Source organism: Sediminibacterium sp. (assembly GCF_051860225.1).
Taxonomy (GTDB): Bacteria; Bacteroidota; Bacteroidia; order Chitinophagales; family Chitinophagaceae; genus Sediminibacterium.
On sequence record NZ_JBHYEI010000001.1, the window covers coordinates 1,515,993 to 1,539,327 of the forward strand.

Consider the following 23,335-nt stretch of genomic DNA (forward strand, 5'->3'; position numbering starts at 1 on the left):
GTGGTATTTTTATTTAGAGATCGATCATTAGTTAATATAGTCTTTCTAGTGCTACTCAGCTTGGCAGTTCATGCTCATGGATTTAGTATTGCTCTGCCAATGATTGCCAATGAGCAGGAAGGTTTTTTTTCTTATTTAATGAATCACTACTTAAAAGATAAGCTTGGTCTAGCTGGTTTCTTTGTTTATCAAATCATTGTTTTAGCTCAGGCAATCAGGCTTAATTTTTTACTAACAGAGCAAAAAATGTTTCCCAATTCGGGTTACACAGTGGCGATGAGCTATATTCTACTCACCGGTATTTTACCTCAATGGGCAATTATAAGCCCAGCTTTGATAGCCAATTTTGCCTTGATTTGGATTTATATCAAATTGACGAGACTGTACAATCATTCGTCTCCTAAAACCATGCTGTTTAATATTGGCTTACTTGTTTCTGTAACTATTTTATCTTATCATCCAACTGCTATAATGGTATTGGTGGTCTTGTTTACTTTGGGCATAATGCGCCCTTTTAAGTTACAAGAATGGTTTACCCTTTTGATGGGAATGATTTTGCCATTTTACTTTTTAGCAGCATGGCTTTATTTGTCTAATCAATTAGACAAATTGAATTATTTTTTACCCAAGTTCGAGATTGGCTTGCCTATTCAAACATTATCCAATATCGAAATGACGGGTTTAATAGGACTGGCATTTTCCTTTTTGATTGGCCTTTTCTATTGGCAAAAGTTTAATAGTCGATTGGTCATTCAAATACGAAAAAATTGGGCAGCGTTGTTTGTGATGAGTTTAATTGTCACTGCTGCCCCATTTATTTTTTTAAATGCGGGTTTATCAGCCGCCATTATATGCTTGGTTCCTTTCTCATCATTTGTTTCTGCTTCTTTCTCCTATCCCAAAAGATTACTATTACCGAATCTGCTATTTTTTATCATAACTGGAATAATTGTGTATAATAATTGGCATTTGGTCAAATTTTAGGCATTCTTTCTGTTTCTGGATTGTACCTTTGTAGCTTAAACAATTAGCACATGAAGTTAGGAGTGGTCGTTTTCCCGGGGTCTAACTGCGACAGGGATATGCAAGACGCTTTGCAGCAAGATTTAAATAAAGAAGTTATCATGCTTTGGCATAAAGACAAAGACTTGTCTGCTTTTTCCACTGAAGACTGTATTGTGTTACCTGGAGGATTCTCTTATGGAGATTATTTGCGTTGCGGAGCTATTGCACGCTTTAGTCCAATGATGCAATCGGTAATCGATTTTGCCAATAGAGGTGGAAAAGTATTGGGTGTTTGCAATGGCTTTCAAATTTTATGTGAAAGTGGATTATTGCCAGGTGTGTTATTGCAGAATGCCAATCAGCAATTCATTTGTAAAAATGTATATATCACTAACCCTGCTACAGGCGCATTGAAAATACCTATTGCACACGGCGAAGGCCGTTTTTATGCCGATGAAGCTACATTGAATGATTTGGAGCAGAATGATCAAATTTTATTCCGTTACTCTGATGAGAACGGAAATATCGTATCAAGTGCAAACCCAAATGGTGCAGTGAGAAATATTGCAGGAATTAGAAATAAACAAAATAATGTATTTGGAATGATGCCACATCCTGAGCGTGCAACATCAGCAGCTTTGCATAATCTCGATGGCTTAAAAGTATTTGAACTATTATCTATTCAGTAAGGCAATAATGAAACTATGAAAAAACTATTATTTATATTTTTTGCAAGCTGTTTTATGCAGCTGGCTAATGCTCAAATCAAGGATCCAGTTGCTTGGACTTTTGAGGCAAAGAAAAAAGCTGCAGATACCTACGAATTAATAATTACTGCTAATGTGCCAAAGCCTTGGCATATGTACTCACAAAATATGCCTTCTGGCGGTCCTGTTCCTACAAAAGTTGTTTTTAATGCCAATCCCTTGGTAAAGAAAATTGGGGCAACAAAGGAAACGGGTAAGCTCGAAAAAATCAATGATAAGATTTTTGGAATGGAAGTGCAATTTTTTAGTGGCAAAGTAGTGTACACCCAGCAGGTTAAAGTAAAAGCGGGAATCAAAACAAATGTGGCTGGATATGTGAACTACATGGTTTGCGACGACGAACAATGTTTGCCTCCTACCAAAAAACAATTTGATATTAAGCTATTGTAATATGAAAAAAATATGGACGCTGCTAGTAATTCTATTACTAGCTAATGTAATAATTGCACAGGAAAATACACCTGTGCAATTTGTTTTTTCTGCCTTACGAACCAATGATAGTTTGGTCCAATTTACCATTAGTGCGAAGATTGAAAAAGGGTTTCAACTGTTTGGTGCAAAAAAGCAAAATGCAGAAGATGCATTTGTATCTGCATTACAACTTGATGAAACCAATTCAGCTCGATTGCTAGATACCATTGTAGAGCAAGGAAAGCAAGTTCAAATTGCTGCAGCTGATGATGCAACTGTTATTTACAAGGTATTTGAAGACAGTGTTCAATTAGCTTATTTAATAAGATTAGCCGCTCAAGACAGCCTAGTCTTAAAAGGACAATTCAATTGGCTATGTAAACAAGCGGATCAATTTCCATCTGGTAGTGTGCCTTTTTCAATAGAAATCACCCCCGCTAACAAGTCAGCAATTGCAGAAAAGTCTGATGTTGCTAATCAAACCCTATGGCAGATTTTTCTCTTGACATTTTTAACAGGATTGTTAGCAGTGATAACCCCATGTGTTTTTCCGCTTATTCCAGTTACCGTGAGTTTCTTTCTAAAAAGAAGTAAAACAAGGGTAGAAGGGATTAGAAATGCGCTATGGTATTCCTTGTCTATTATTGGCATTTACACAGTTCCAACTATTTTACTGGTCTTGATTTTTGGAGATGATATTCTGTATCAAATTTCAACCAGCGCCATTTCAAATTTATTATTCTTTGCAATCTTTCTTGTATTTGCCATTTCATTCTTTGGTGCATTCGAGTTACAGTTACCCAATAGCTGGGCCAATAAGGCAGACCAAAAAGCAGGTAAGGGTGGATTAGGAGGCATCTTTTTTATGGCCCTCACACTGGTAATCGTATCCTTCTCTTGTACTGGACCCATTGTTGGAACTTTATTGGGTCAAACAAGTACCGGCGGAGTAAGTACAGCACCCATTGTAGGTATGTTAGGTTTTGGGGTAGGATTGGCACTGCCTTTTTCGTTGTTTGCGTTTTTCCCTTCAATGCTTCAATCATTACCCAAGAGCGGCGGGTGGTTAAATTCAGTAAAAGTAAGTTTTGGATTTATTGAATTGGCATTAGCATTGAAGTTCTTGTCGAATGTAGATTTGATATATCATTGGAGACTGCTGGATAGAGATGTTTTCTTGGTTTTATGGATTGTCATTTTTGTATTATTAGGAATCTATTTATTGGGTAAACTGAAGTTTTCTCATGATAGTGATTTGCCTTATGTATCGGTTCCTAGATTATTTTTTGCCATTGCTTCTTTTTCATTTGCCTTATATATTTTACCAGGATTATGGGGAGCACCCCTCAGGCATTTAAGTGGATTTATTCCTCCCGACGGAACACAAGAATTTAATTTAGATGCATTAAAATATCAGATAGGAAATACGCCTACACAGTCTCCATCTACTAACAGTCTTGCACAGCCTCCAAAAAGATTAGCAGACAAGTTGCACGTCCCTTATGGCTTAGTGGCTTATTTCACCTTAGAAGAAGGTATGGCTGCAGCCAAGGCTTTGAATAAGCCCATCATGTTAGATTTTACTGGACATAGTTGCGCCAATTGTCGTAAAATGGAAAAAGAGGTTTGGAAGGATCCTGAAGTGCTTAAAAGGATGAAAGAGAATTTTGTATTAGTGAGTTTATATGTAGACGAGTCTACAGACTTACCAGTAAAAGAACAGTACACTAAAAAAGATGGAGATAGAGTAATTACAGAGGGAGATAAAAACTTGGATTATGAAATTACCCAGTTTGGATTTAATGCACAACCCCTGTATATGTTTTTAGATTTAAATGGAAAACCATTAAGTAGTATTAAATACGGATATGACCCAGATATTGCCAAATTTATAGCTCATCTAGATGCTGCAAAAGCCGCATTTGATCAGCATAAATAACTGTTCCAAAGTGAATAAAAAAAGCCCCAACTTTTTAAAATGTTGGGGCTTTTATATTTTTAGATTGATTTTTACAAAGCAATTTGTTTTTCAACCATCATCTTTCTGAGATTGATTAAGCCGTAGCGCATTCTACCTAATGCGGTATTGATACTGCAATTGGTGATTTCAGCAATTTCTTTAAAGCTCATGTTGGCATAGTGCCTTAAGACAATAATTTCTCGTTGCTCTTCAGGTAATAGGTCTAACATCTTTCTGACGCGATCATGGCTTTGACCTTGCATGATTTTCCCATCTGGACCTTCTTCTGAAATTTGCAGTACATCAAAAATGTCTTTGTTGTCGCTTGTTTTAATAGCAGGTGTACGCTTTACTTTTCTGAAGTAGTCAACACAAAGATTGTGTGCAATTCTTAAAGCCCAGGGTAAAAACTTACCTTCTTCTGTGTAGCGCTTGTTTTTTAATGTGTCAATAATTTTAATGAACACATCTTGAAACAGGTCTTCGGCTAAATAAGTATCTTTTACGAAAAATAAGATAGACGAAAATATTTTGTCTTTGTAACGATAGATAAGTGTTTCAAACGCATCGGTGTCGCCATCTTGAAATGCCCTTATCAGCTCTGTATCAGACGCATGGTCTAATGTTCTCATAGTTTAGGTTTTTGAGTCAGGATTAAAATGAGGATATTGGATAGCGATTTTTTAAATCAAGAACAAAATAGAATTCTTTTGTATACATAAATAGGTTGTGGAAATTAAAATGAAACGGAATGGGGTTATTCACATTCTAACTGACTGATTTTTTGGCTGTTATTTGTTGTTTACTCAACCAAAGCTGTAATAATCTGTTTAATTTGTGAACCTTATGGCAACGAGTAAAAAGACGGCAAAAGCATCAATAGACAAAGCAAACAGCCCTGCTGACGAGATATTGGTATGTGGTGCGAGAACGCATAATTTAAAAAATGTAACTGTCTCATTTCCCCGAAATAAGCTGATTGTAGTAACAGGAGTATCAGGAAGTGGTAAATCATCATTAACTATTGATACTTTATTTGCAGAAGGGCAGCGGCGGTATGCCGAAAGCCTAAGTGCTTATGCTCGTCAGTTTATGTCTAGAATGGTTAAGCCCGATGTAGACTATATAAAAGGATTATGTCCTGCTATTGCTATTGAACAGAAAGTGATTACTCGTACACCCCGCAGCACAGTGGGTAGTATGACAGAGATTTATGATTACTTGCGATTATTATTTGCAAGAGTGGGTAAAACCATTTCGCCTATCAGTGGCAAAGAAGTAAAAAAAGATGAAGTAGCAGATGTAATGCATGTAATTGCTGCAATGCCAGCTGGAACAAAAATGGTAATGCTGGTAGCTTTTAAGCAGCATGAACATCGAGCAATCAGAGAAGAGTTGAGTATTCTAATGCAGAAAGGATTTTCAAGAATGTTTTTGATGAAGCAGGGAGAATCAGGATTGCCAGAAAGGATTGAAGATATTTTATCAATGTCAGATTCAGCTTTAGCAAAACATTGGAAAACGCATCAGCATAATTATTACGTGTTGATTGATCGAATGGTTGTTAAGGAATTTGAAGAAGACGACTTACATCGCTTAGCGGATTCGATAGGTACTGCTTTTTTTGAAGGTCATGGAGAAATGTTGATTGAAATAAATAGCAATCAAGTTCTGCATTTTAGCAATAAGTTTGAAGCAGATGGGATGCAATTTGAAGAACCCTCTCCCAATTTATTTTCCTTTAATAATCCTTATGGTGCCTGTGCAGTATGTGAAGGCTTTGGGCAAGTGTTAGGTATAGATAAAGATTTAGTAATTCCTGATAGGCGTTTGTCATTATATGAAAATGCTATTGCGCCGTGGAAAGGAGAAAAAATGAGTTGGTGGAAAGATCAATTTATAAAAGGTGCGAGTAAGTCGGGCTTTCCCATTCATAAACCCATCATGGATTTGACCAAAGAACAGTACCAACAATTATGGACAGGTGTAGGTACTGCATTGGGTATTAATGATTTTTTTAAAGAAGTAGAGCAGAATTTATACAAAGTACAATACCGAGTTTTATTAAGTAGATATAGAGGTAGAACCACTTGTCATGCATGTGATGGGTTTCGCTTGCGAAATGAAGCACTGTATGTTAAAATACATGGAAAGCATATTGGAGAACTCTGCAATATGCAAGTGAGTCACTTAAAAAATTGGTTTGATACAATACCATGGTCCGAACAAGAACAAGCTATTGGAAAAAGAATTTTGACCGAAATAAATCAACGGGTCAAAACTTTATTAGATGTTGGACTTGGTTATTTAACATTGGAACGTTTAGCAAATACCCTCAGTGGTGGAGAAAGTCAGCGTATTCAATTGACTAGAAATTTAGGAAGCAACTTAACCAATTCACTATATATATTGGATGAACCTTCCATAGGATTGCACTCGCGAGATACGCAGCGCTTAATTGGGGTACTAAAATCATTGAGAGACTTAGGTAATACAGTTGTAGTAGTTGAGCATGATGAGATGATGATGCGAGAAGCAGATCATATTATAGACATGGGACCATTAGCATCGCATTTAGGCGGAGAAGTTGTGGCAGCAGGAGATTACAATCATTTAATAAAGGATAAGAATAGTTTAACAGGTAAATACTTAACAGGTGAATTAGCCATTCAAGCTCCTTCAACAATAAGAAAGTGGAATAGTTTTATTCGGGTTGAAGGTGCCAGGCAGCATAATTTAAAAGATATTACAGTCGATTTTCCATTACATTGTTTTTGTGTTGTAGCCGGTGTGAGTGGCAGCGGTAAAACAACTTTAATTAAACAGATACTTTATCCTGGCTTACAAAAAATTAAGGGTGAAGCCGCAGAAAAAGTTGGCTTACATAAAGCCATTACTGGCGATATTGATTCAATTGCACAAATTGAAATGATTGACCAACAACCCATTGGTAAATCATCAAGAAGTAATCCTGTCACTTATATTAAAGCGTATGATGCCATTAGAGATTTGTTTTCAAAGCAAGGTTTGGCTAAAATGCGTGGATTCCAACCTAAGCATTTTTCATTCAATGTGGATGGCGGTAGATGTGATACCTGTAAAGGAGAAGGTGAAACCGTTGTAGAAATGCAATTTTTGGCTGATGTACACCTGACTTGTGAATCTTGTGGTGGTAAAAGATTTAAAGAGGAAGTATTAGAAATAAAATATAATAATGCTTCTATTCATGATATCTTAGAAATGAGTGTAGATGAAGCATTCGAATTTTTTAAAGAAGAAAAACAAATTCAAAAAGCCATCAAAACCTTGCAAGATGTTGGGTTAGGGTATATTAAACTAGGTCAGAGTAGTAATACCCTTAGTGGGGGAGAAGCACAAAGGGTTAAATTGGCCAGCTTCTTGGGTAAAGGAAAAGGAATAGGTCATGTGCTTTTTATATTTGATGAACCCACTACTGGTTTGCATTTTCATGATATTCAAAAATTACTCAACTCATTTAATGCATTAATAGAGCAAGGGCATTCACTCATTGTGATAGAGCATAATACCGATGTACTCAAGTCTGCCGATTGGTTAATTGAATTAGGTCCAGAAGCGGGCAATGCAGGCGGTGAACTAGTTTATGCAGGATTGCCGGCTGATTTGAAAAAGAATAAAAAAAGTATAACCGCCCCCTTTATTTAAAAAGTGGGCGGTTGGTTTATCTTAATCGGTCTGCGTTCTTTACCAATTGCTCGTCTTTATAAATCCCAATAGCTGCTAATACCAGGCATACAGGAATAGATAAACTGATTAATGCGGTAAGGTCTGTATTGTATTCTGTAAAAGATTTGCTTGCGTTGAAGTATAAAAAAATATTCAATAGCGAAACTGCCAATATTATCAGATTAATCAACAGTTGTCTCTTTCTGTCTTTATACATAAAAATGCATACCAGGGTTGCAACACATATCGTGATGGTTAAAATTGCATTTAAGCTTCCTTGAGCTGCAGTATATTCAATCCATTCTTTAACATTGGTTTCTGTATTTAGCTTATTACCACTAAAAAAGGAGAATTGTAAACTTAGTGCACCCATTGTTGCAGCAAGTAGCAACCAAATACTTTGTATTCTTTGTAACATATTAATTAAGGTTAAACTATCCCATTTCAGGATATAAAATGAATTGTTCCATGAACTCGTTTACTTGTTTGCGAACTGCCCCAATAATTTGGGTATCGTCTGCATTCATTAAAACACGGTCAATAGCATCTACAACAAAAGGCATATGGGATTCATTCATCCCACGTGTAGTAATAGCAGGTACACCAAAGCGAATGCCAGAGGTAACAAATGCAGATTTGTCGTCAAAAGGGACCATGTTTTTATTAGCAGTAATATCGGCCTGAACCAATGCTTGTTCTGCTTTTTTCCCACTGATATTTTTATTTCTCAAGTCAATTAGCATGAGATGGTTGTCGGTGCCTCCACTAATAATATGGTATCCTTTATCAACAAATGCCTTTGCCATAGCTTGGGCATTTTTTTGAACCTGCTGTTGGTACACTAAAAACTCATCAGTTAAGATTTCGCCAAAAGCAACTGCTTTTGCTGCAATAACGTGTTGAAGTGGACCTCCTTGAATACCAGGAAAAACAGCCATATCAAGCAGGTTACTCATCATGCGGATATTTCCCTTTACATCTTTAAGCCCCCATGGATTTTCAAAATCTTTGTGCATCATAATAATGCCACCTCTTGGTCCACGTAATGTTTTATGCGTAGTTGAAGTAACAAAATGACAATGTTCGAAAGGAGAATTCAATAATTTTTTTGCAATTAGACCTGCAGGGTGAGCTATGTCAGCTAAAACCAATGCACCTACTTCGTCGGCCACTTTTCTGATTCTTGCGTAATCCCAATCTCGGCTATATGCACTTGCTCCACAATAAATTAATTTAGGTTTTAATGAACGTGCTTTAGATTCCAGCATTTCGTAATCAATCAACCCCTCTTCTTTGGTTACGCCGTAAAAGTGCGGCTGATACAATTTACCTGAATAATTCACTGCACTACCATGCGTTAAATGGCCACCCATACTTAAGTCTAGTCCAAGAGTAATATCGCCAGGTTGAAGTACGGCAAGTGCAACTGCAGCATTTGCTTGAGCACCACTATGGGGTTGAACATTGGCATATGCTACCCCAAAAATTTCCTTTAAACGGTCAATTGCTAATTGTTCGGTTTGGTCAACTATTTCACAACCCGCATAATACCTTCTGCCAGGGTAACCTTCGGCATATTTATTGGTCATCACATTTCCCATTGCTTGCATTACCTGAAGACTGGTAAAGTTTTCTGAGGCAATCAGCTCAATTCCATGTCTTTGTCTTTCTAATTCTTTTCTAATTAAGTCAAAAACCAAAGTATCTCTCTGCATGAAGTGTATTTTTGTCAAATTTACGCGTTATTTACTATTTTACAGCCCCATTTGAACATTGCTGCCTTTAATTAGGTTGAAATGTTTAAACATTAAAGACCTCCCAATGAAAGCGATTATCCCTGTTGCAGGTGCTGGAACAAAGCTTAGACCGCATACTTACACTCAACCCAAAGCATTAATACCTATTGCTGGTAAAACAATATTGAGTTTTATTGTAGATCAGTTAAGAGACGCGGGTATCACAGAGTTCATTTTTATAGTGGGTTATTTAGGAGAAAAAATACAGGACTATGTAAAGCAAACCTACCCAGATTTGACCACTCATTTTGTATTCCAAAATGAAAGACAAGGAACAGGACATGCCATTGAATTAACCAAGGCGATTGTAGGAACAGATGAAGTATTTGTGGTTTTAGGGGATACCATTTGCGAATACGATGTAAAAGAAGTGGTAGACAGTCCTTACAGTATGTTAGGCGTTAAAAAAGTAGATGACCCAAGAAATTTTGGCGTTGCAACAATTGGCGAAGACGGATTTATTGAACAAGTAGTTGAGAAGCCCTCCATACCCAAAAGTAATATGGCATTAGTGGGATTATACAAAATTAAAGAGACTCATTTTCTATTTGAATGCCTACACCATTTGTTTATGCAAGACATTAAAACACAAGGTGAGTATAACCTAACCGATGCCTTAGATTGCATGATTAAACGGGGAGCAAAATTTCAATCTTTCAAAGTGAAGAGTTGGTTTGATTGTGGCAAGAAAGAAAGTCTGTTAGAAAGTAATGCCACTTTGCTGAAAAAATTTGGAGGCAATACAGGTCATGAACATTCATATAAAGACACTATTATTATACCACCAGTGAGTATAGCACCCGGATGTGAAATTTCCCATTCGATTATTGGACCTCATGTGGCCATTGGAGCTAATACCTCTGTTAAACATTCCATTGTACGCGATAGTATTATCGGCTCGTTCACCAATTTATTTGAAGTAGTGCTAGACAATTCTTTAATTGGTAGTGATGCTTCTGTAAAAGGACTTAGTAGAAGTTTAAATATTGGGGATAATACAGAAATTGATTTTGGTTAGAGGGCTTTAATGCTATTAACGCAAGCATTAAATTCAGCAATCATTTCTGCTACAATTGCAGCAGCAGGTTTTATTTCATGGATTAAAGCCGCTACTTGACCAATTTCTAACTCTCCTTCTTTGAGGTCTCCTTCGAACATGCCTTTTTTTGCACGCGCTCTGCCTAATAAATGAGTGAGTTCAGCTTCATCGGCACCTTTATTTTCTGCAGCAGCAACTTGATGAAAAAAATCGTTTTTTAATAAACGAACCGGAACCAGTTTTTTCATGCTTAACTGCGTATCTCCTTCACCTGCTTTAATGATTGCATCTTTAAACTGCATATGAGCAGATGCTTCAGGCGTACAAACAAAACGACTCCCAACTTGAACTGCATCTGCACCTAATGCAATGGCAGCATACATTTGTTGTCCTGTAGCAATACCGCCAGCAGCTATCAATGGGATATTGATTTGTTTTTTTACCGAAGGAATTAATACCATGGTAGTTGTTTCTTCTCTGCCGTTGTGCCCACCTGCTTCAAAGCCTTCAGCAACCACCGCATCACAACCTGCTTCCTGTGCTTTAAGCGCAAACTTGCTACTACTTACTACATGTACTACTTTTATGCCCTGTTGTTTAAATAACGAAGTGTAGGTTTTAGGATTACCTGCACTTGTAAAAACAATGGGTACTTTTTCTTCTAGTATGATTTGTACAATGGCTTCCAAATCTGGATATAATAATGGGATATTAACCGCAAAAGGATGCGGAGTAGCTAGTTTACATTGTTGTATATGTTCTCTTAAAACATTGGGGTACATAGAACCAGCACCAATAATTCCTAAGCCCCCTGCATTACTTACCGCACTAGCTAATTTCCATCCACTGGCCCATATCATACCTGCTTGAATCAAGGGATACTTTATACCAAAAAGCCGGGTGATATTGGATGGGTTTCCTGTAAGCAGCATAAAAAATTATTTATGTAAGTAAAAAGAATTAGCCTGAGATAAACAGGTGACAACTAAATCATTAATGCATACATGGGCAGGCAAAGTAGAAACATAGTAAACTATTTCCGCAATATCTTTTGCTTCCAAAGCTTTATAACCATCGTATACAGCACTTGCTTTTTGTTCGTCCCCTTTAAATCTCACAACAGAAAATTCTGTTTCAGCTGCACCAGGATGAATGGCAGTAACTTTAATTTGATGGGGTAATAAATCAATGCGCATTGCTTTACTAATTGCATCTACTGCATGTTTAGAAGCACAGTATCCATTGCCGTCTTTGTATACTTCTTTCCCTGCGGTAGAACCTATATTAATGATATGTCCTTTTTTTCGCGCAATCATGAAAGGTAAAACCGCTTTAGAAACATACATTAATCCCTTTACATTGGTATCAATCATCGTCTCCCAGTCAGCTAGATTTGCCTATTCAAATGAGTCTCTGCCTAATGCTAACCCAGCATTATTTAATAAAACATCAATCGATTGCCACGCTTCTGGTAAGCTATTGATTGCAGTAAACACATCGATTTTGTTTTGCACATCAAAGCAAAGAACCTGTACTTGAATGCCGTATTTATTTTCTAAAAAATGGGCAAGTTCGGTTAAACGTTCTTTTCTTCTTCCGGTAATAATACAATTCCAATTGGCTGCAGCAAAATGTTCGGCTGTAGCTTTGCCAAAACCAGCAGTAGCGCCAGTAATTAAAATGGTTTTTCTCATAACAACAAAATTAAACTATCTGATAAGTACAGCAGTACCTTTTTTATAAATACGCTTTCCTAAATAGTCTATTCCTTCTACTTGAAAAACATAGGTTCCTGCGGGTTGTGGTTCCCCATTAAATGTGCCATCCCAACCGCTATTTAATTGATTAGTAGTAAAAATACGTTGCCCCCATCTGTTGAAAATAACAAAATAATTAAGCCGAGTGACGCCAACTGTTACGGGTCTTAAAATATCGTTTCTACCATCACCATTAGGTGTAAATCCTGAGGGGACAAAAATTTGAGGACCATCTGTAAAAACACGGATGGTCATTTGGTCTTCTGCAAAGCAACCACCTTCACCAGTAAGTCTAACAGTGTAGGTGATAGAGTCTATACCAGTTGGTAAAGTTGCAATTGGATTAGCAATAGTTGAATTATTTAACCCTGTTGAAGGTGACCAATTAAATTGTCCAGCACCAGTAGCCCTTAATTGAATGGGTTGATCAGGTGCTGCAATAGTATCACGACCTGCATTAATAGTTAAAGGTTGAACTACTCTAACAATGATGGTATCAGTTACCGATTTGTTACAGCCTAAAGTATCAGAAACAGTAAGGGTATAAGCAGTTGTTCTTGATGGACCAGCTAGTGGATTCAACGTGTTTGAATTAATCATTGAATTGGTAGGTGACCACTGAAAAGAAGCACCAACCATACTAGCGGGTAAATTGAGTCTGCTACCAAAACAAATGACGGTATCAGGCCCAAGGCGAACTGCTGGGTAAGGGGCCACATTGATCCGAACAGAATCGCTTGCTTGGCAGTAACCTAAATTGGCGGAAACATAATACGTTTCATTTTGTAATGGGGCTAGCTTCGGAAATTTATCCCGCGAAACAGTTGTTCCAGCTCGGTTAGTCCATAGATAACTTAATGCATCGCTTACCGTTTGCAATTGAATGGTGTCTGTTCTACAGATGCTGGCAGCAGGACCTGCATCAACAGAAATAAAATCTAATACATTTACTGTAACTGTATCCTGATTAATACATCCATTATTATTAAGGGTTACAATGTAACGAGTAGTATCTATTGGATACACCAAAGGATTGGCAATATTTCTATTGGATATTCTAGTTAAGCTGCTTGGTATATCTGGGGTCCAAGTAATGGTTCCCCCTCCAATATTAGCTAATAAGGGTAATGTATCAATACTGCAGATAAGCGTGTCTTTAAATGCTAAATTCAAAGAAGGCCTATCCAAAACAACAAAGGGTTTGGTAATACTGTCGATACAACCTTTGCTATTGGTTACTACTAATTTAATATTGGTACTGGTGGGTGCTGGATATTTCCAAGAACTGTCTTTTGCAAGCGAAGTATCTGCTAAACTAGTGTTGTCTCCAAAATTCCATTTCCAACTATTTACTGTTCCGTATCGGGTAAATGTAGCATCCTTAAAATTGTACTCATTTAGGTAACAGGTTCCTTCAATTTTAATATCTGGTGTGAAACCAGGATAAATACGCACTTCGGCAAAAGCAGAGTCTTGACATCCTCCCGTATTGGTCACTTTTAAAGTTAACCGATAAGTACCTGTGTCTGCATAGGTATAAGTAGGCGTAGGATTAGTTGATATATCAGTAGTGCTATTGGTTACCCCAAAATCCCAAAGATAATTGGCGGCCGCACCAGTAGATTCATTTTGAAAGGTTAGCGTATATCCATTGCAGCTAATATAGGTTGGTTTTAAATCTGCTGCAGATAAGGAACAATCGGCCACTTGAATATGAATTTCTTTTCTTGTTTCGCCAATTTTAACCCCATTTCTAAATTCACTTGCACAAACGGCAACAATATATTCTCCTGTTATAGGGGGAGCAGTGCCGCTAATTAAACCTGTAATTGGATTAATCGTTACAGAGGGAGACATGGGAACACCCCCATCAAAAGGCGCTTCATATAATACAGGTGCATAGGGTGGTGGGCTTGGCGGATTGGGTTGTGAACCTCCAGGACCTGTACTCCCTCCAATCACTCCACTGCAAAAAGAATAAGATAAACTGTCTCCATCCGCATCTGTTGCACCAAAGTCAAAAGTAAAAGGGGCATTAAAACAAACAATCGCAGTATCTCTTTGTGCAAATACGGGGCTACTATTTTTTTGGTAATTAATGCTGCTAATGCGGCCAGGAATGGTATTAGTATAGCTCACCCCAATTTGATCAGAGTTGGCCCCCACATTAATGATATTATCAATTCTGCAACAACGCTGTACCGTTAAGGTATACCCTTCAATCGTATTGGGTAATTCTACCTCAGTAGTATAACGGTCAATAATATAACAAACCCTTGGTCTCGAACTTAAACAAGGGTCATAAGTGCCTTTATCAAGATTGTCGGTGCCAGTTAACGGAATGGTTACGGTGTTCACTAAGACAGAACTGAGGCTATTAAAAATTCCCATATAAACCACTGCGTCTCTTTGGCCACCTCTTGAACTACAATCTAAATATTGTCTTACGGTGATGCGGTATCTTGAACTATTAGCTGAAGAACCATCACCCAAATATTCATATTGAATCCATCCACCTTTTAAGTGTGCTGCATTCAATTGAACAAGCATAAAAAAACTTAAAACAAAAAATAAGCATTTCCTCCACATAACCAAAAGTAAAATTAAAATAAGCCAGAATAATGGATTAAACCAATTGAATGAAATTAGTCAAATGAAGGTTCATCTCATGAGGTGCTTCTAACATTCCCATATGACCTACACCATCCAAAATAGTAAGATACGATTTATTGGGTAATGTTGCTTGCTCCTGAACGTCCTTCAAAGGGGCTGCAATATCTTCAGGTCCAGCAATAAATAAAATGGGGAAATTGGCTGAACCTAAAACAGTGGATCGGTCGGGCCGATTCATCATAGCTCGGGTATACCCAATTAGAATCGAGGATTCAAAATTTTTACTTTGATTGATTAATTGTTCAATAATATGCGCCTGATTTTCTTTGAATTTTTTACCAAATAAATTGGGCATACTGGTTTTAAAAAAAGCAGAGCCGCCGTTTTCTGCAATGAATTGAATACTTTTTTGTCGGACTATTTTCTTTTCGTTGTTGTCTGCAAAAGCTGTACTATGCACCAATCCTAAGCCTAGTAATTTGGATGGGTATAATTCGGCAAATGCTAACCCAATATAGCCACCCATGCTATGCCCTAATAAGATACAGGCAGATACATTTTCTGCAATTAATAGTTGATTGATGCTTTGTGCTAATGAGTCAATGCTCATATTTGGTAACCACTCATCTAAACCTTTAGCCGTAATAGAAGACTTTCCTGAGCCAGGCAAGTCTGGAACAATCAGTAAGCAATGAGCTGATAAATGGGCAATTTGGTTGAGCCAAATTTGACTATCTTCTCCATATCCATGTAATAATACTACGGGAGTTCCTTTGCCATACACCGAATAAGAAAGTTGATAATCCTGTCGATTAAGTTGTTTTATGTTGGCTTGCATGGCTTGTTTTTTTGTAAAAGTAAACTACTACAAAAAGAGCAGCAATGACAGAAGCAATTTTAAAAATATAATCACCGTGTTGAACGTAAAAGCTTAAAGTAGCGCTGGTGGGAATATCCATTTTAAGGGCCCCCGTTTTGTCCCATCCAAGTTCCTGTACTATTTCACCACGCGGATTGATAAAAGCAGAAATACCAGTGTTAGCAGAACGAGCGACCCATCTTCTGGTTTCGATCGCTCTTAGTTTTGCATAAGACAAATGTTGATGGTGTCCAGGTGTATTTCCCCACCACCCGTCGTTGGTCATGATGGTGAGCATGCTGGCCCCACTTTTAACATAGTTGGTTACGTATTCACCATAAATACTTTCGTAACAAATAATGGGAGCAGCATTTAATTGCGCAATAGGGCCTCTAAAAACAACAGCTGTGTCAGATACGCCATATCCTCCAGTAGAACCACCAAACTGTTCAAAAACAGGCGCCATAAAACGTAAAAAAGAAGGAAGCGATTCTACCCCTGGTACTAGTTTACTTTTGTTATAATAAACCGGTTCTTGATTGGCTCTTAAACTTACTGCAGCATTAAAGGCATCGTAATAAATGCCATCATTGGTTTTTCTAGCAGTTTTAGTAGCAGCAGTATTGCCGTACTGTTTAAAAGTTTCAATTCCTGAAATCAATTGAATAGATGGATGCGCTGCTAAGAATTGAAAAATGGGTTGATAGTATGGATTGACTTTGATATTGTGTTGCCAGTCAGCTGCACTCATAGCGGTTTCTGGCCAAATCACCATAACGGTATTAGTATCTATTGCATTCACCGATAATTGAACCAATCTGTTTACCTGATCGGCAGTAGTGAGCGTTTCAAATTTTTGGTAGGGATCAATATTGGGTTGAACCACCACCACATTTTTTTTATTGGGATTATTGCTCGATTTTGGCATTAATAGAAAACTAATCCAGCCTAATAGTAACCATGATAGCAAAATTGAGCCACCCAAAATGCCAGCTCGTAGAGGTGCTTTTTTTTGTATAGCTACAAAAAGCTGAAACCATAAAATGTTCATGATCCATATGAGTAATGATCCACCCCCAACCCCTGTATATTCGTACCATTGAATGTAAAAAGAGATAGCGCTTAGTCCATTGCCCAATGTAAGCCAAGGCCAACTGATACTCCAATTTAAATGAACGTATTCAAATGTTAACCAAAAAACAACCAATGAAAAAAGGCTGATTGATTCAGAAAAATACCGACGGATTTTGATAAATCCCCACCATGGAATACACATTAAAGTGGTGTTGATTACAATGGCTGCAATAGCACCAAACCCGGTTGAATTCCATAGCCACCAAGTAGTGCCAGTGTTCCAAATCAATAAACTCAGTGCCACATATCTTAATAGTGGAAAGGAAGTGTCTTTTTGATGGGCCAATAATAACAAGGGCACCCATGCAAATATCAAACCAATGGTTAAAGCCGTATTAGGCCAAGCACTGGTTAACAATAATCCTGTTAAAAGACTTAATGTAAGCGGATGTAAATAAGTCCACTTGTTCAGTGCCATATTGATGAATTATTTTCTACTGTAATTAGGCGCTTCCTTAGTAATATCCACATCGTGCGCATGGCTTTCTTTCATACCAGCGTTCGTGATTTTTACAAAAGTGGCTTTTTGTAAAGTAGGAATATCTTTTGCACCACAGTATCCCATACCAGATCTTAAACCCCCTACGTATTGATAAATGATTTCACTCAAATTTCCTTTGTAAGCAACACGACCTTCAATTCCTTCGGGTACATACTTTTTAATATCGGCTTCTACATCTTGAAAATAACGGTCTCCACTTCCTTGACTCATGGCACCTAAGCTACCCATGCCTCTGTATTCTTTGAACTTTCTTCCCTCGTAAATAATGGTATCGCCAGGACTTTCTTCAACACCTGCAAATACACTACCCATCATGACCATATTTGCACCAGCAGCTAATGCTTTTACCATATCACCTGTATAACGGATTCCACCATCTGCAATTACTGGAATACCTTTTGCTTTTAATGCATTGGTAGCTTCCATAATGGCAGTTAATTGCGGAACACCAGCGCCAGCAACAATTCTAGTAGTACATATGGAACCAGGACCTATTCCCACTTTTACGCAATCTGCACCAGCTTCTGCTAAAGCTTTTGCTCCCGCACCCGTACCAACATTGCCCGCAATAATGGGTAATTTTTTAAAGTTTTTTCTAAGGGCTTTTAATGCTTCAATCACCCCCTTGCTATGTCCATGTGCAGAGTCTAATGTTACAATATCTACACCCACATGTTGTAATGCAGCTGCTCGATCCATTAAGTCTTTGGTAATGCCTAAAGCTGCACCCACACGCAATCGACCAATACTGTCTTTTACTGCGTTAGGGAAATTACGAATTTGTAAAATATCTCTGTAAGTAATTAAACCAATTAACTTTCCTTGCTTATTTACAACAGGTAATTTTTCAATTTTATATCGGCGAAGAATATTCTCCGCTTTTTTCATATCAGTTCCTTCAGGAGCAGTTACCAAGTTTTCCTTAGTCATTACTTCCTTTACTTTTTTCTTATAATCCGTTTCGAATCTTAAATCTCTATTGGTTAAAATACCTACCAATTTTCCTCCATTGTCTACAACAGGAATACCCCCGATTTTATTTTCTCTCATTAGCTTCAATGCATCACCAATAGTGGCATCTACTAACAAAGTGATGGGGTCTATAATCATTCCGCTTTCGCTGCGCTTTACTTTTCGTACTTGCTCAGCTTGCCTTTCAATACTCATGTTTTTATGTAAAATGCCTAGACCACCTTCTCTTGCTAATGCAATTGCCAAATTGGCTTCAGTAACAGTGTCCATTGCAGCAGAAAGAATGGGAACATTGATAATAATGTCTTTGGTTAAATGCGTGCTGATATTTACGTCTCTAGGTAATATATCACTGTAAGCGGGCATTAAAAGTACATCGTCAAATGTAAGGCCTTCGCCAAATAATCTGGAGGAGTTGCTACGACTGGTAGCGCTTTTGAGATTTGTTGCCATGTGCAAAGATAGCAGAAGGGCTAAATTCCTACCAAAATTATTTCTGTTAACTTCGCAGCTATTTCAGTAAGCAGCTAGCATGGACCCTCAAATAATCAATCCCAATCACCGATTTTTTACTTTTCAATTTGGCTTACTCTGTGTCAGTAATTTTCTTTTTTCGGCCAGTTTTAATATGATGATTCCTGAGTTGCCAGGCTATTTAACCAAGATTGGGGGGGCTGAATATAAGGGCTTGATTATTGCTTTATTTACTTTAATGGCAGGCATTTCTAGGCCATTTAGTGGAAAACTAACCGATACAATCGGAAGAGTGCCGGTGATGGTTTTTGGCTCTTTGGTTTGCGTGGTATGTAGTTTACTATATCCTGTTCTTACTAGTGTAGCAGGATTTTTATTACTACGATTTGTACATGGATTTTCAACGGGATTTAAGCCCACTGCTACAGCAGCGTATGGGGCAGATGTGGTGCATGAATCTAGGAGGGGAGAAGCCATGGGGGCCTTGGCTATTGGTTATACATTAGGGGCATCAGCAGGGCCAATGTTGGGAAGTTATTTGGTAGATTACCATAGTTATGATATTATGTTTTATGTGTCGGCTTTTTTAGCATTGGGTTCAGTAATCATCCTATATAACGTGAAAGAAACCTTGCCCAATGCAACCCGATTTAAAGCAGCACATTTAAAAATTAACCGAACAGAGATATTTGATGCTTCTGCTATAAGACCAGCTATTGTAACATTATTACTTTGTTTTTCAATTGGAACCGTGTTAACTGTTGCGCCAGATTTTAGTGAGCACTTAGGACTGCACAACAAGGGGATTTTTTTTGCATTCTTTACAGTAGCATCTTTATTTATACGATTTGTTGCAGGCAAAATTTCAGATACCTATGGAAGGGTCCCTGTTTTAATTGGATCCACAGCTGTGTTGGTAATTGCGATGGTAATTTTATCTATTTCGCAATCCGTTACGATGATGTTAGTAGGGGCGGTTTTATATGGATTAAGTTGGGGACTCAATAGCCCAGTCATTACTGCTTGGACGGTTGATTTATGCGCCCCTGAAAACAGAGGCAAGGCAATTGCTTCTATGTACATAGCACTAGAAGTAGGTATTGGAACAGGTGCATTATTCTCCAGTTGGATTTATAATAATGACGCGAGTAGGTTTATTTGGGCATTCTTAACTCCAGCTGTTCTCACTTTAATTGCCTGTCTCTTATTAATTAAATGGAATAATAAGCGGGCATCAATGTGAACTTTTCGCAAGGCAATTCTTGAATAACTTGTTGGGTGGATAACTCTAATATTAAAGTATATAAACTGCCAATGCTCAGTCCACTAATGCTTAATAATTCATCTATTGAAAAAATTTCTTGCTGTTGCATTAAACGAATCATTTCTTTTTGGGCAGTGCTTAAATCTGCGGTAGTATTTATCCAATTCAGTTGTTTCATTAATTCATTGGGGGAGGTAAAAATAGACGCTTTATTTTCCTGAATTAATTTTAAACAACCCCTGCTCCGTTGATCGGTTATTTTTCCTGGAACAGCAATGACTTCTCGATGATATTGAGAAGCAAAGTCTGCACTGATCATGCTGCCACCTTTTAATGCGGTTTCAACAACCAAGGTAGCATCTGCCATGCCTGCAACTACTCTATTCCGTTTTGGGAAATTATATTTTTCTGGAATAGTCTTACAATTAAACTCAGTTAGTAAACCGCCTTGATGCAACATTCTCTTAGCTAAGTTTTTATTGGGTGGAGGATAAATCTCATCTAATCCATGCGCTAGCACTCCCACTGTGGGCAATCCATATTGTAAAGCAGTTTGATGTGCAATAGTATCAATTCCTAAAGCAAGTCCGCTTACGATGAGCACATCTTTCGGAAGTGTCTTCAAACATTCTTCAATAACGTATAATCCATAAGGCGTGGGCATTCTAGTGCCTACAATGCTGAGAATTTTAGTGCAATTCAGTTGGGCATTCCCTTTATAAAATAATAAGGTGGGGGCATCGGGACATTCTAATAATTTTTGTGGATAATCTTTATCCGTAATAAATAGCGGCTTGATTTGGTGTTGTTGAATAAATGCAAATTCTGCATCAACTTTATCAGGATTATTCCATTGAACAATCTCATAAGCCATTTTTTCGCCAACACCTTTAACTTTCATCAGCGCTTTTATGGATGCACTTAAAATATTACTGGATGTTTTAAATTCATCAATTAATGCTTTTCTTGTAATCGGGCCTAATGACGGAATACAAGTGAATGCAATATTGTACCAGACTTCTGAACGCATAAAACCTAGTTTTGTGAAAGCTCGGTTTTATTGCATAGCAATGTAAACGTATAAATACTTAAAGTTTGGTTATTTCCACGGAGGTTCTTCTGTTTCTAGCTCTTCCTTCTGGTGTGTCATTAGACGCAATAGGTTGGCTGCTTCCCAATCCTTTATATTCCAATCGATTGTTGGAAATGCCTTTTTCAATTAAATAGTTTACGATTGATAAAGCTCTATTAGCAGATAGCTTTTTATTGTCTACTTCATTGCCCGTATTGTCGGTATGGCCACTAATTAGAACCTGAAGAGTGGGATGCTCATTTAAAAGCGTTACCAATTTATCTAATTCAATTGTAGCTGTTTCTGGCAATATTGAAGCGTTTAAGGCAAATTCAATATTTTTAAAAGTGAAAGAGGCGTTTAGTGCCAAGGGCTGTAGGGCAATATTTTTTACATATACACTATCCGCTTCTTTATTAGCTAATGAATATAATTCGGTGAATGGTAAATACCCTTTTCTGTTAACAGAAAAAGTATAATCTCTCCCTACGGGCAAAGTGATAAAATACATACCTGTTTCATCGGTTTGAATTTTCATCAAAACAGTATGGTCTTGGTTGTTAATCAATTCTACAGAAGAAGGTAATTTTTTCCCACTCATTTTATCTGTGACCACGCCTTTTAAGTACAAGGTTCTAATAGGTCTAATATTGCTGCGTAATTCAAATCGGTACAAATCAAGCTCCCCTCTACTATCAGCACGATCACTGGCATAAAAAGCAGTAAGCCCATCAGCTGAAACAGCCAAGCTCCCTTCATTCTCAATGGTATTAATGGGATAACCTAAATTTTCTGGAATACCCCAACTGCCTTGATCATTTTTTCTAATAATAAATAAGTCTGTACCTCCATATCCCGGATGCCCATCCGAAGTAAAATAAAGTGTTTGATTATCTGCATGAATAAAAGGAGCTTGATCGTCGCCAGCGGTATTAATCTGCGGTCCCATATTTTTAGCTGGGGTCCATTTTCCATTGGCTAAACGTTCACTATAATACAAGTCTTTCCCACCAAATCCTCCAGGCCTATTACTACTAAAATAAAGTGTTCGTTTGTCTGGGCTTAAACTAGGAGCACTTTCCCAGAATTCGGTATTAATAGCTGTTCCCAAATTTTCTGGATCGCTCCATCCCTGCGGAGTTGCATAGGCAATGTATAAATCAAAATTGTCGTATCCCCTCTCAGCAAATCTTCCAGCGAACAACATCCATTCACCATCTTGCGAAACAGTGATGGCGCCTTTTTGTGGTTCTTCATTTATGATTCCTCCAATAGGAACTGCTTTTGCGTATTTTTTAGCAGTGATAGTACTTGAAAAAAAATCCTCCCGCATATACTTGCCTCTTCTAGTAAAAACGAGTAAGCTATCTGTAACCGTAACAGATGGATAATATTCTGATGTGGGTGAATTAACACTATCTCCTAAATTTTCAGGAGCAAATAAATAGCTGGATAAACCATTGTTTTTTGCAGCATATTGTATGGCAAATTGATAGGTCTTTTTACGATAAGCTGCACTTCTGATGCTCTTGTCGTTGAGTTTTGGGTTTTCTAAAAAAAGGTTGACTGCTTGCAGCGCCGCTTCAAAATTACCGTCACCTGCTAAATTAATTGAGTAAGGCAAATAGTAAGGCATAAAATACACAGGGTCTTTTGCTTTACCTATTTCATAAAATTGGATGGAACGTTTATATTGTTTTAATTCGCCAAATACACCGGCTAAAGAAAGATAAGCGTCAACAAAATTGGTATCTGTTTTTATACATTCTAATAAAATAGGAACCGCTTTATTAAAGTCATCTTCTTTTAGTAATTCAATAGCTTTTTCATACAAAGCCAGGGCCTTTCGACCAACTTTATCTGGATTGTACTCTTGCGCCAACAAACTAGTGCAGCATTGAACTAAGAATAAAAATAATACCACTCTTTTCATCGGCAACAAGTTCGTAAAAATTATCACCCATTGTTGTTAAAAATATCACACAAAAAACCCGGCATAAAGCCG

17 protein-coding genes and 1 pseudogene are annotated in these 23,335 nt (G+C 37.5%); 7 read left to right on the top strand and 11 right to left on the bottom strand.

Translation table 11 applies throughout. The features are described from left to right. The 4 genes from ACTIEI_RS06545 to ACTIEI_RS06560 are packed head-to-tail and all read left to right on the top strand — an operon-like array spanning window position 1 to window position 4,122. On the top strand, window positions 1-984 hold the full coding sequence (locus ACTIEI_RS06545; protein ID WP_439505484.1) for a hypothetical protein: 984 nt from the start codon (window positions 1-3) through the stop codon (window positions 982-984). Window positions 985-1,034: 50 nt separating this feature from the next. Then, on the top strand, window positions 1,035-1,694 hold the full coding sequence (purQ, locus tag ACTIEI_RS06550) for a phosphoribosylformylglycinamidine synthase subunit PurQ (RefSeq protein WP_439505485.1): 660 nt from the start codon (window positions 1,035-1,037) through the stop codon (window positions 1,692-1,694). Window positions 1,695-1,709: 15 nt separating this feature from the next. Then, entirely contained in the window at window positions 1,710-2,162 is a 453-nt protein-coding gene (locus ACTIEI_RS06555) for a protein-disulfide reductase DsbD domain-containing protein (RefSeq protein WP_439505486.1), read from the top strand. A 1-nt stretch (window position 2,163) separates the two neighbouring features. Beyond that, a complete protein-coding gene (locus tag ACTIEI_RS06560) occupies window positions 2,164-4,122 on the top strand; it encodes a protein-disulfide reductase DsbD family protein (RefSeq protein WP_439505487.1) in 1,959 nt (652 codons plus the stop codon). Between the two features lie 71 nt (window positions 4,123-4,193). On the opposite strand, the gene ACTIEI_RS06565 is transcribed toward ACTIEI_RS06560, so the two are convergent. After that, window positions 4,194-4,775, bottom strand: a complete 582-nt coding sequence (locus ACTIEI_RS06565; protein ID WP_439505488.1) for an RNA polymerase sigma factor — start codon at window positions 4,773-4,775, stop codon at window positions 4,194-4,196. 214 nt (window positions 4,776-4,989) lie between these two features. Here ACTIEI_RS06565 and uvrA point away from each other — a divergent pair, with 214 nt between their 5' ends. Beyond that, window positions 4,990-7,827, top strand: coding sequence for an excinuclease ABC subunit UvrA (gene uvrA, locus ACTIEI_RS06570; protein ID WP_439505489.1), 2,838 nt, complete (start codon window positions 4,990-4,992; stop codon window positions 7,825-7,827). A gap of 16 nt (window positions 7,828-7,843) precedes the next feature. Here uvrA and ACTIEI_RS06575 read toward each other — a convergent pair whose 3' ends face one another. Next, entirely contained in the window at window positions 7,844-8,266 is a 423-nt protein-coding gene (locus ACTIEI_RS06575) for a DUF4293 domain-containing protein (protein WP_439505490.1), read from the bottom strand. A gap of 16 nt (window positions 8,267-8,282) precedes the next feature. Then, the gene (glyA, locus tag ACTIEI_RS06580) at window positions 8,283-9,563 is read right to left on the bottom strand and encodes a serine hydroxymethyltransferase (RefSeq protein WP_439505491.1); all 1,281 of its coding nucleotides are present in this window, start codon (window positions 9,561-9,563) and stop codon (window positions 8,283-8,285) included. A 106-nt stretch (window positions 9,564-9,669) separates the two neighbouring features. On the opposite strand from glyA, the gene ACTIEI_RS06585 reads away from it, so the two are divergent. Continuing rightward, window positions 9,670-10,662, top strand: coding sequence for a sugar phosphate nucleotidyltransferase (locus ACTIEI_RS06585; protein WP_439505492.1), 993 nt, complete (start codon window positions 9,670-9,672; stop codon window positions 10,660-10,662). On the opposite strand, the gene ACTIEI_RS06590 is transcribed toward ACTIEI_RS06585, so the two are convergent. The 6 genes and pseudogenes from ACTIEI_RS06590 to guaB all read right to left on the bottom strand — a co-directional run bounded on the left by ACTIEI_RS06590 (window position 10,659) and on the right by guaB (window position 18,973). After that, complete coding sequence (locus ACTIEI_RS06590; protein ID WP_439505493.1) at window positions 10,659-11,615, bottom strand: NAD(P)H-dependent flavin oxidoreductase; 957 nt, start codon at window positions 11,613-11,615, stop codon at window positions 10,659-10,661. The genes ACTIEI_RS06585 and ACTIEI_RS06590 overlap by 4 nt on opposite strands. 6 nt (window positions 11,616-11,621) lie before the next feature. After that, a pseudogene (locus ACTIEI_RS06595) lies at window positions 11,622-12,377 on the bottom strand (SDR family NAD(P)-dependent oxidoreductase). Between the two features lie 15 nt (window positions 12,378-12,392). Further along, the gene (locus ACTIEI_RS06600; protein WP_439505494.1) at window positions 12,393-14,990 is read right to left on the bottom strand and encodes a PKD domain-containing protein; all 2,598 of its coding nucleotides are present in this window, start codon (window positions 14,988-14,990) and stop codon (window positions 12,393-12,395) included. 76 nt (window positions 14,991-15,066) lie between these two features. Next, window positions 15,067-15,891 carry an alpha/beta fold hydrolase gene (locus ACTIEI_RS06605; RefSeq protein ID WP_439505495.1) on the bottom strand — a complete coding sequence of 275 codons (825 nt, stop codon included), beginning with the start codon at window positions 15,889-15,891 and terminating at the stop codon, window positions 15,067-15,069. Beyond that, on the bottom strand, window positions 15,866-17,464 hold the full coding sequence (gene lnt / locus ACTIEI_RS06610; protein ID WP_439505496.1) for an apolipoprotein N-acyltransferase: 1,599 nt from the start codon (window positions 17,462-17,464) through the stop codon (window positions 15,866-15,868). The genes ACTIEI_RS06605 and lnt overlap by 26 nt, the downstream gene beginning before the upstream one ends. 9 nt (window positions 17,465-17,473) lie before the next feature. Beyond that, window positions 17,474-18,973, bottom strand: coding sequence for an IMP dehydrogenase (gene guaB, locus ACTIEI_RS06615; protein WP_439505497.1), 1,500 nt, complete (start codon window positions 18,971-18,973; stop codon window positions 17,474-17,476). A gap of 79 nt (window positions 18,974-19,052) precedes the next feature. Here guaB and ACTIEI_RS06620 point away from each other — a divergent pair, with 79 nt between their 5' ends. Then, complete coding sequence (locus ACTIEI_RS06620) at window positions 19,053-20,237, top strand: MFS transporter (protein WP_439505498.1); 1,185 nt, start codon at window positions 19,053-19,055, stop codon at window positions 20,235-20,237. Here the strand turns inward: ACTIEI_RS06620 and dprA are convergent. Continuing rightward, on the bottom strand, window positions 20,206-21,288 hold the full coding sequence (dprA, locus tag ACTIEI_RS06625; RefSeq protein WP_439505499.1) for a DNA-processing protein DprA: 1,083 nt from the start codon (window positions 21,286-21,288) through the stop codon (window positions 20,206-20,208). The two genes, ACTIEI_RS06620 and dprA, sit on opposite strands and share 32 nt — an antisense overlap. A 58-nt stretch (window positions 21,289-21,346) precedes the next feature. Then, a complete protein-coding gene (locus ACTIEI_RS06630; protein WP_439505500.1) occupies window positions 21,347-23,263 on the bottom strand; it encodes an OmpA family protein in 1,917 nt (638 codons plus the stop codon). Window positions 23,264-23,335: the final 72 nt, after the last annotated feature.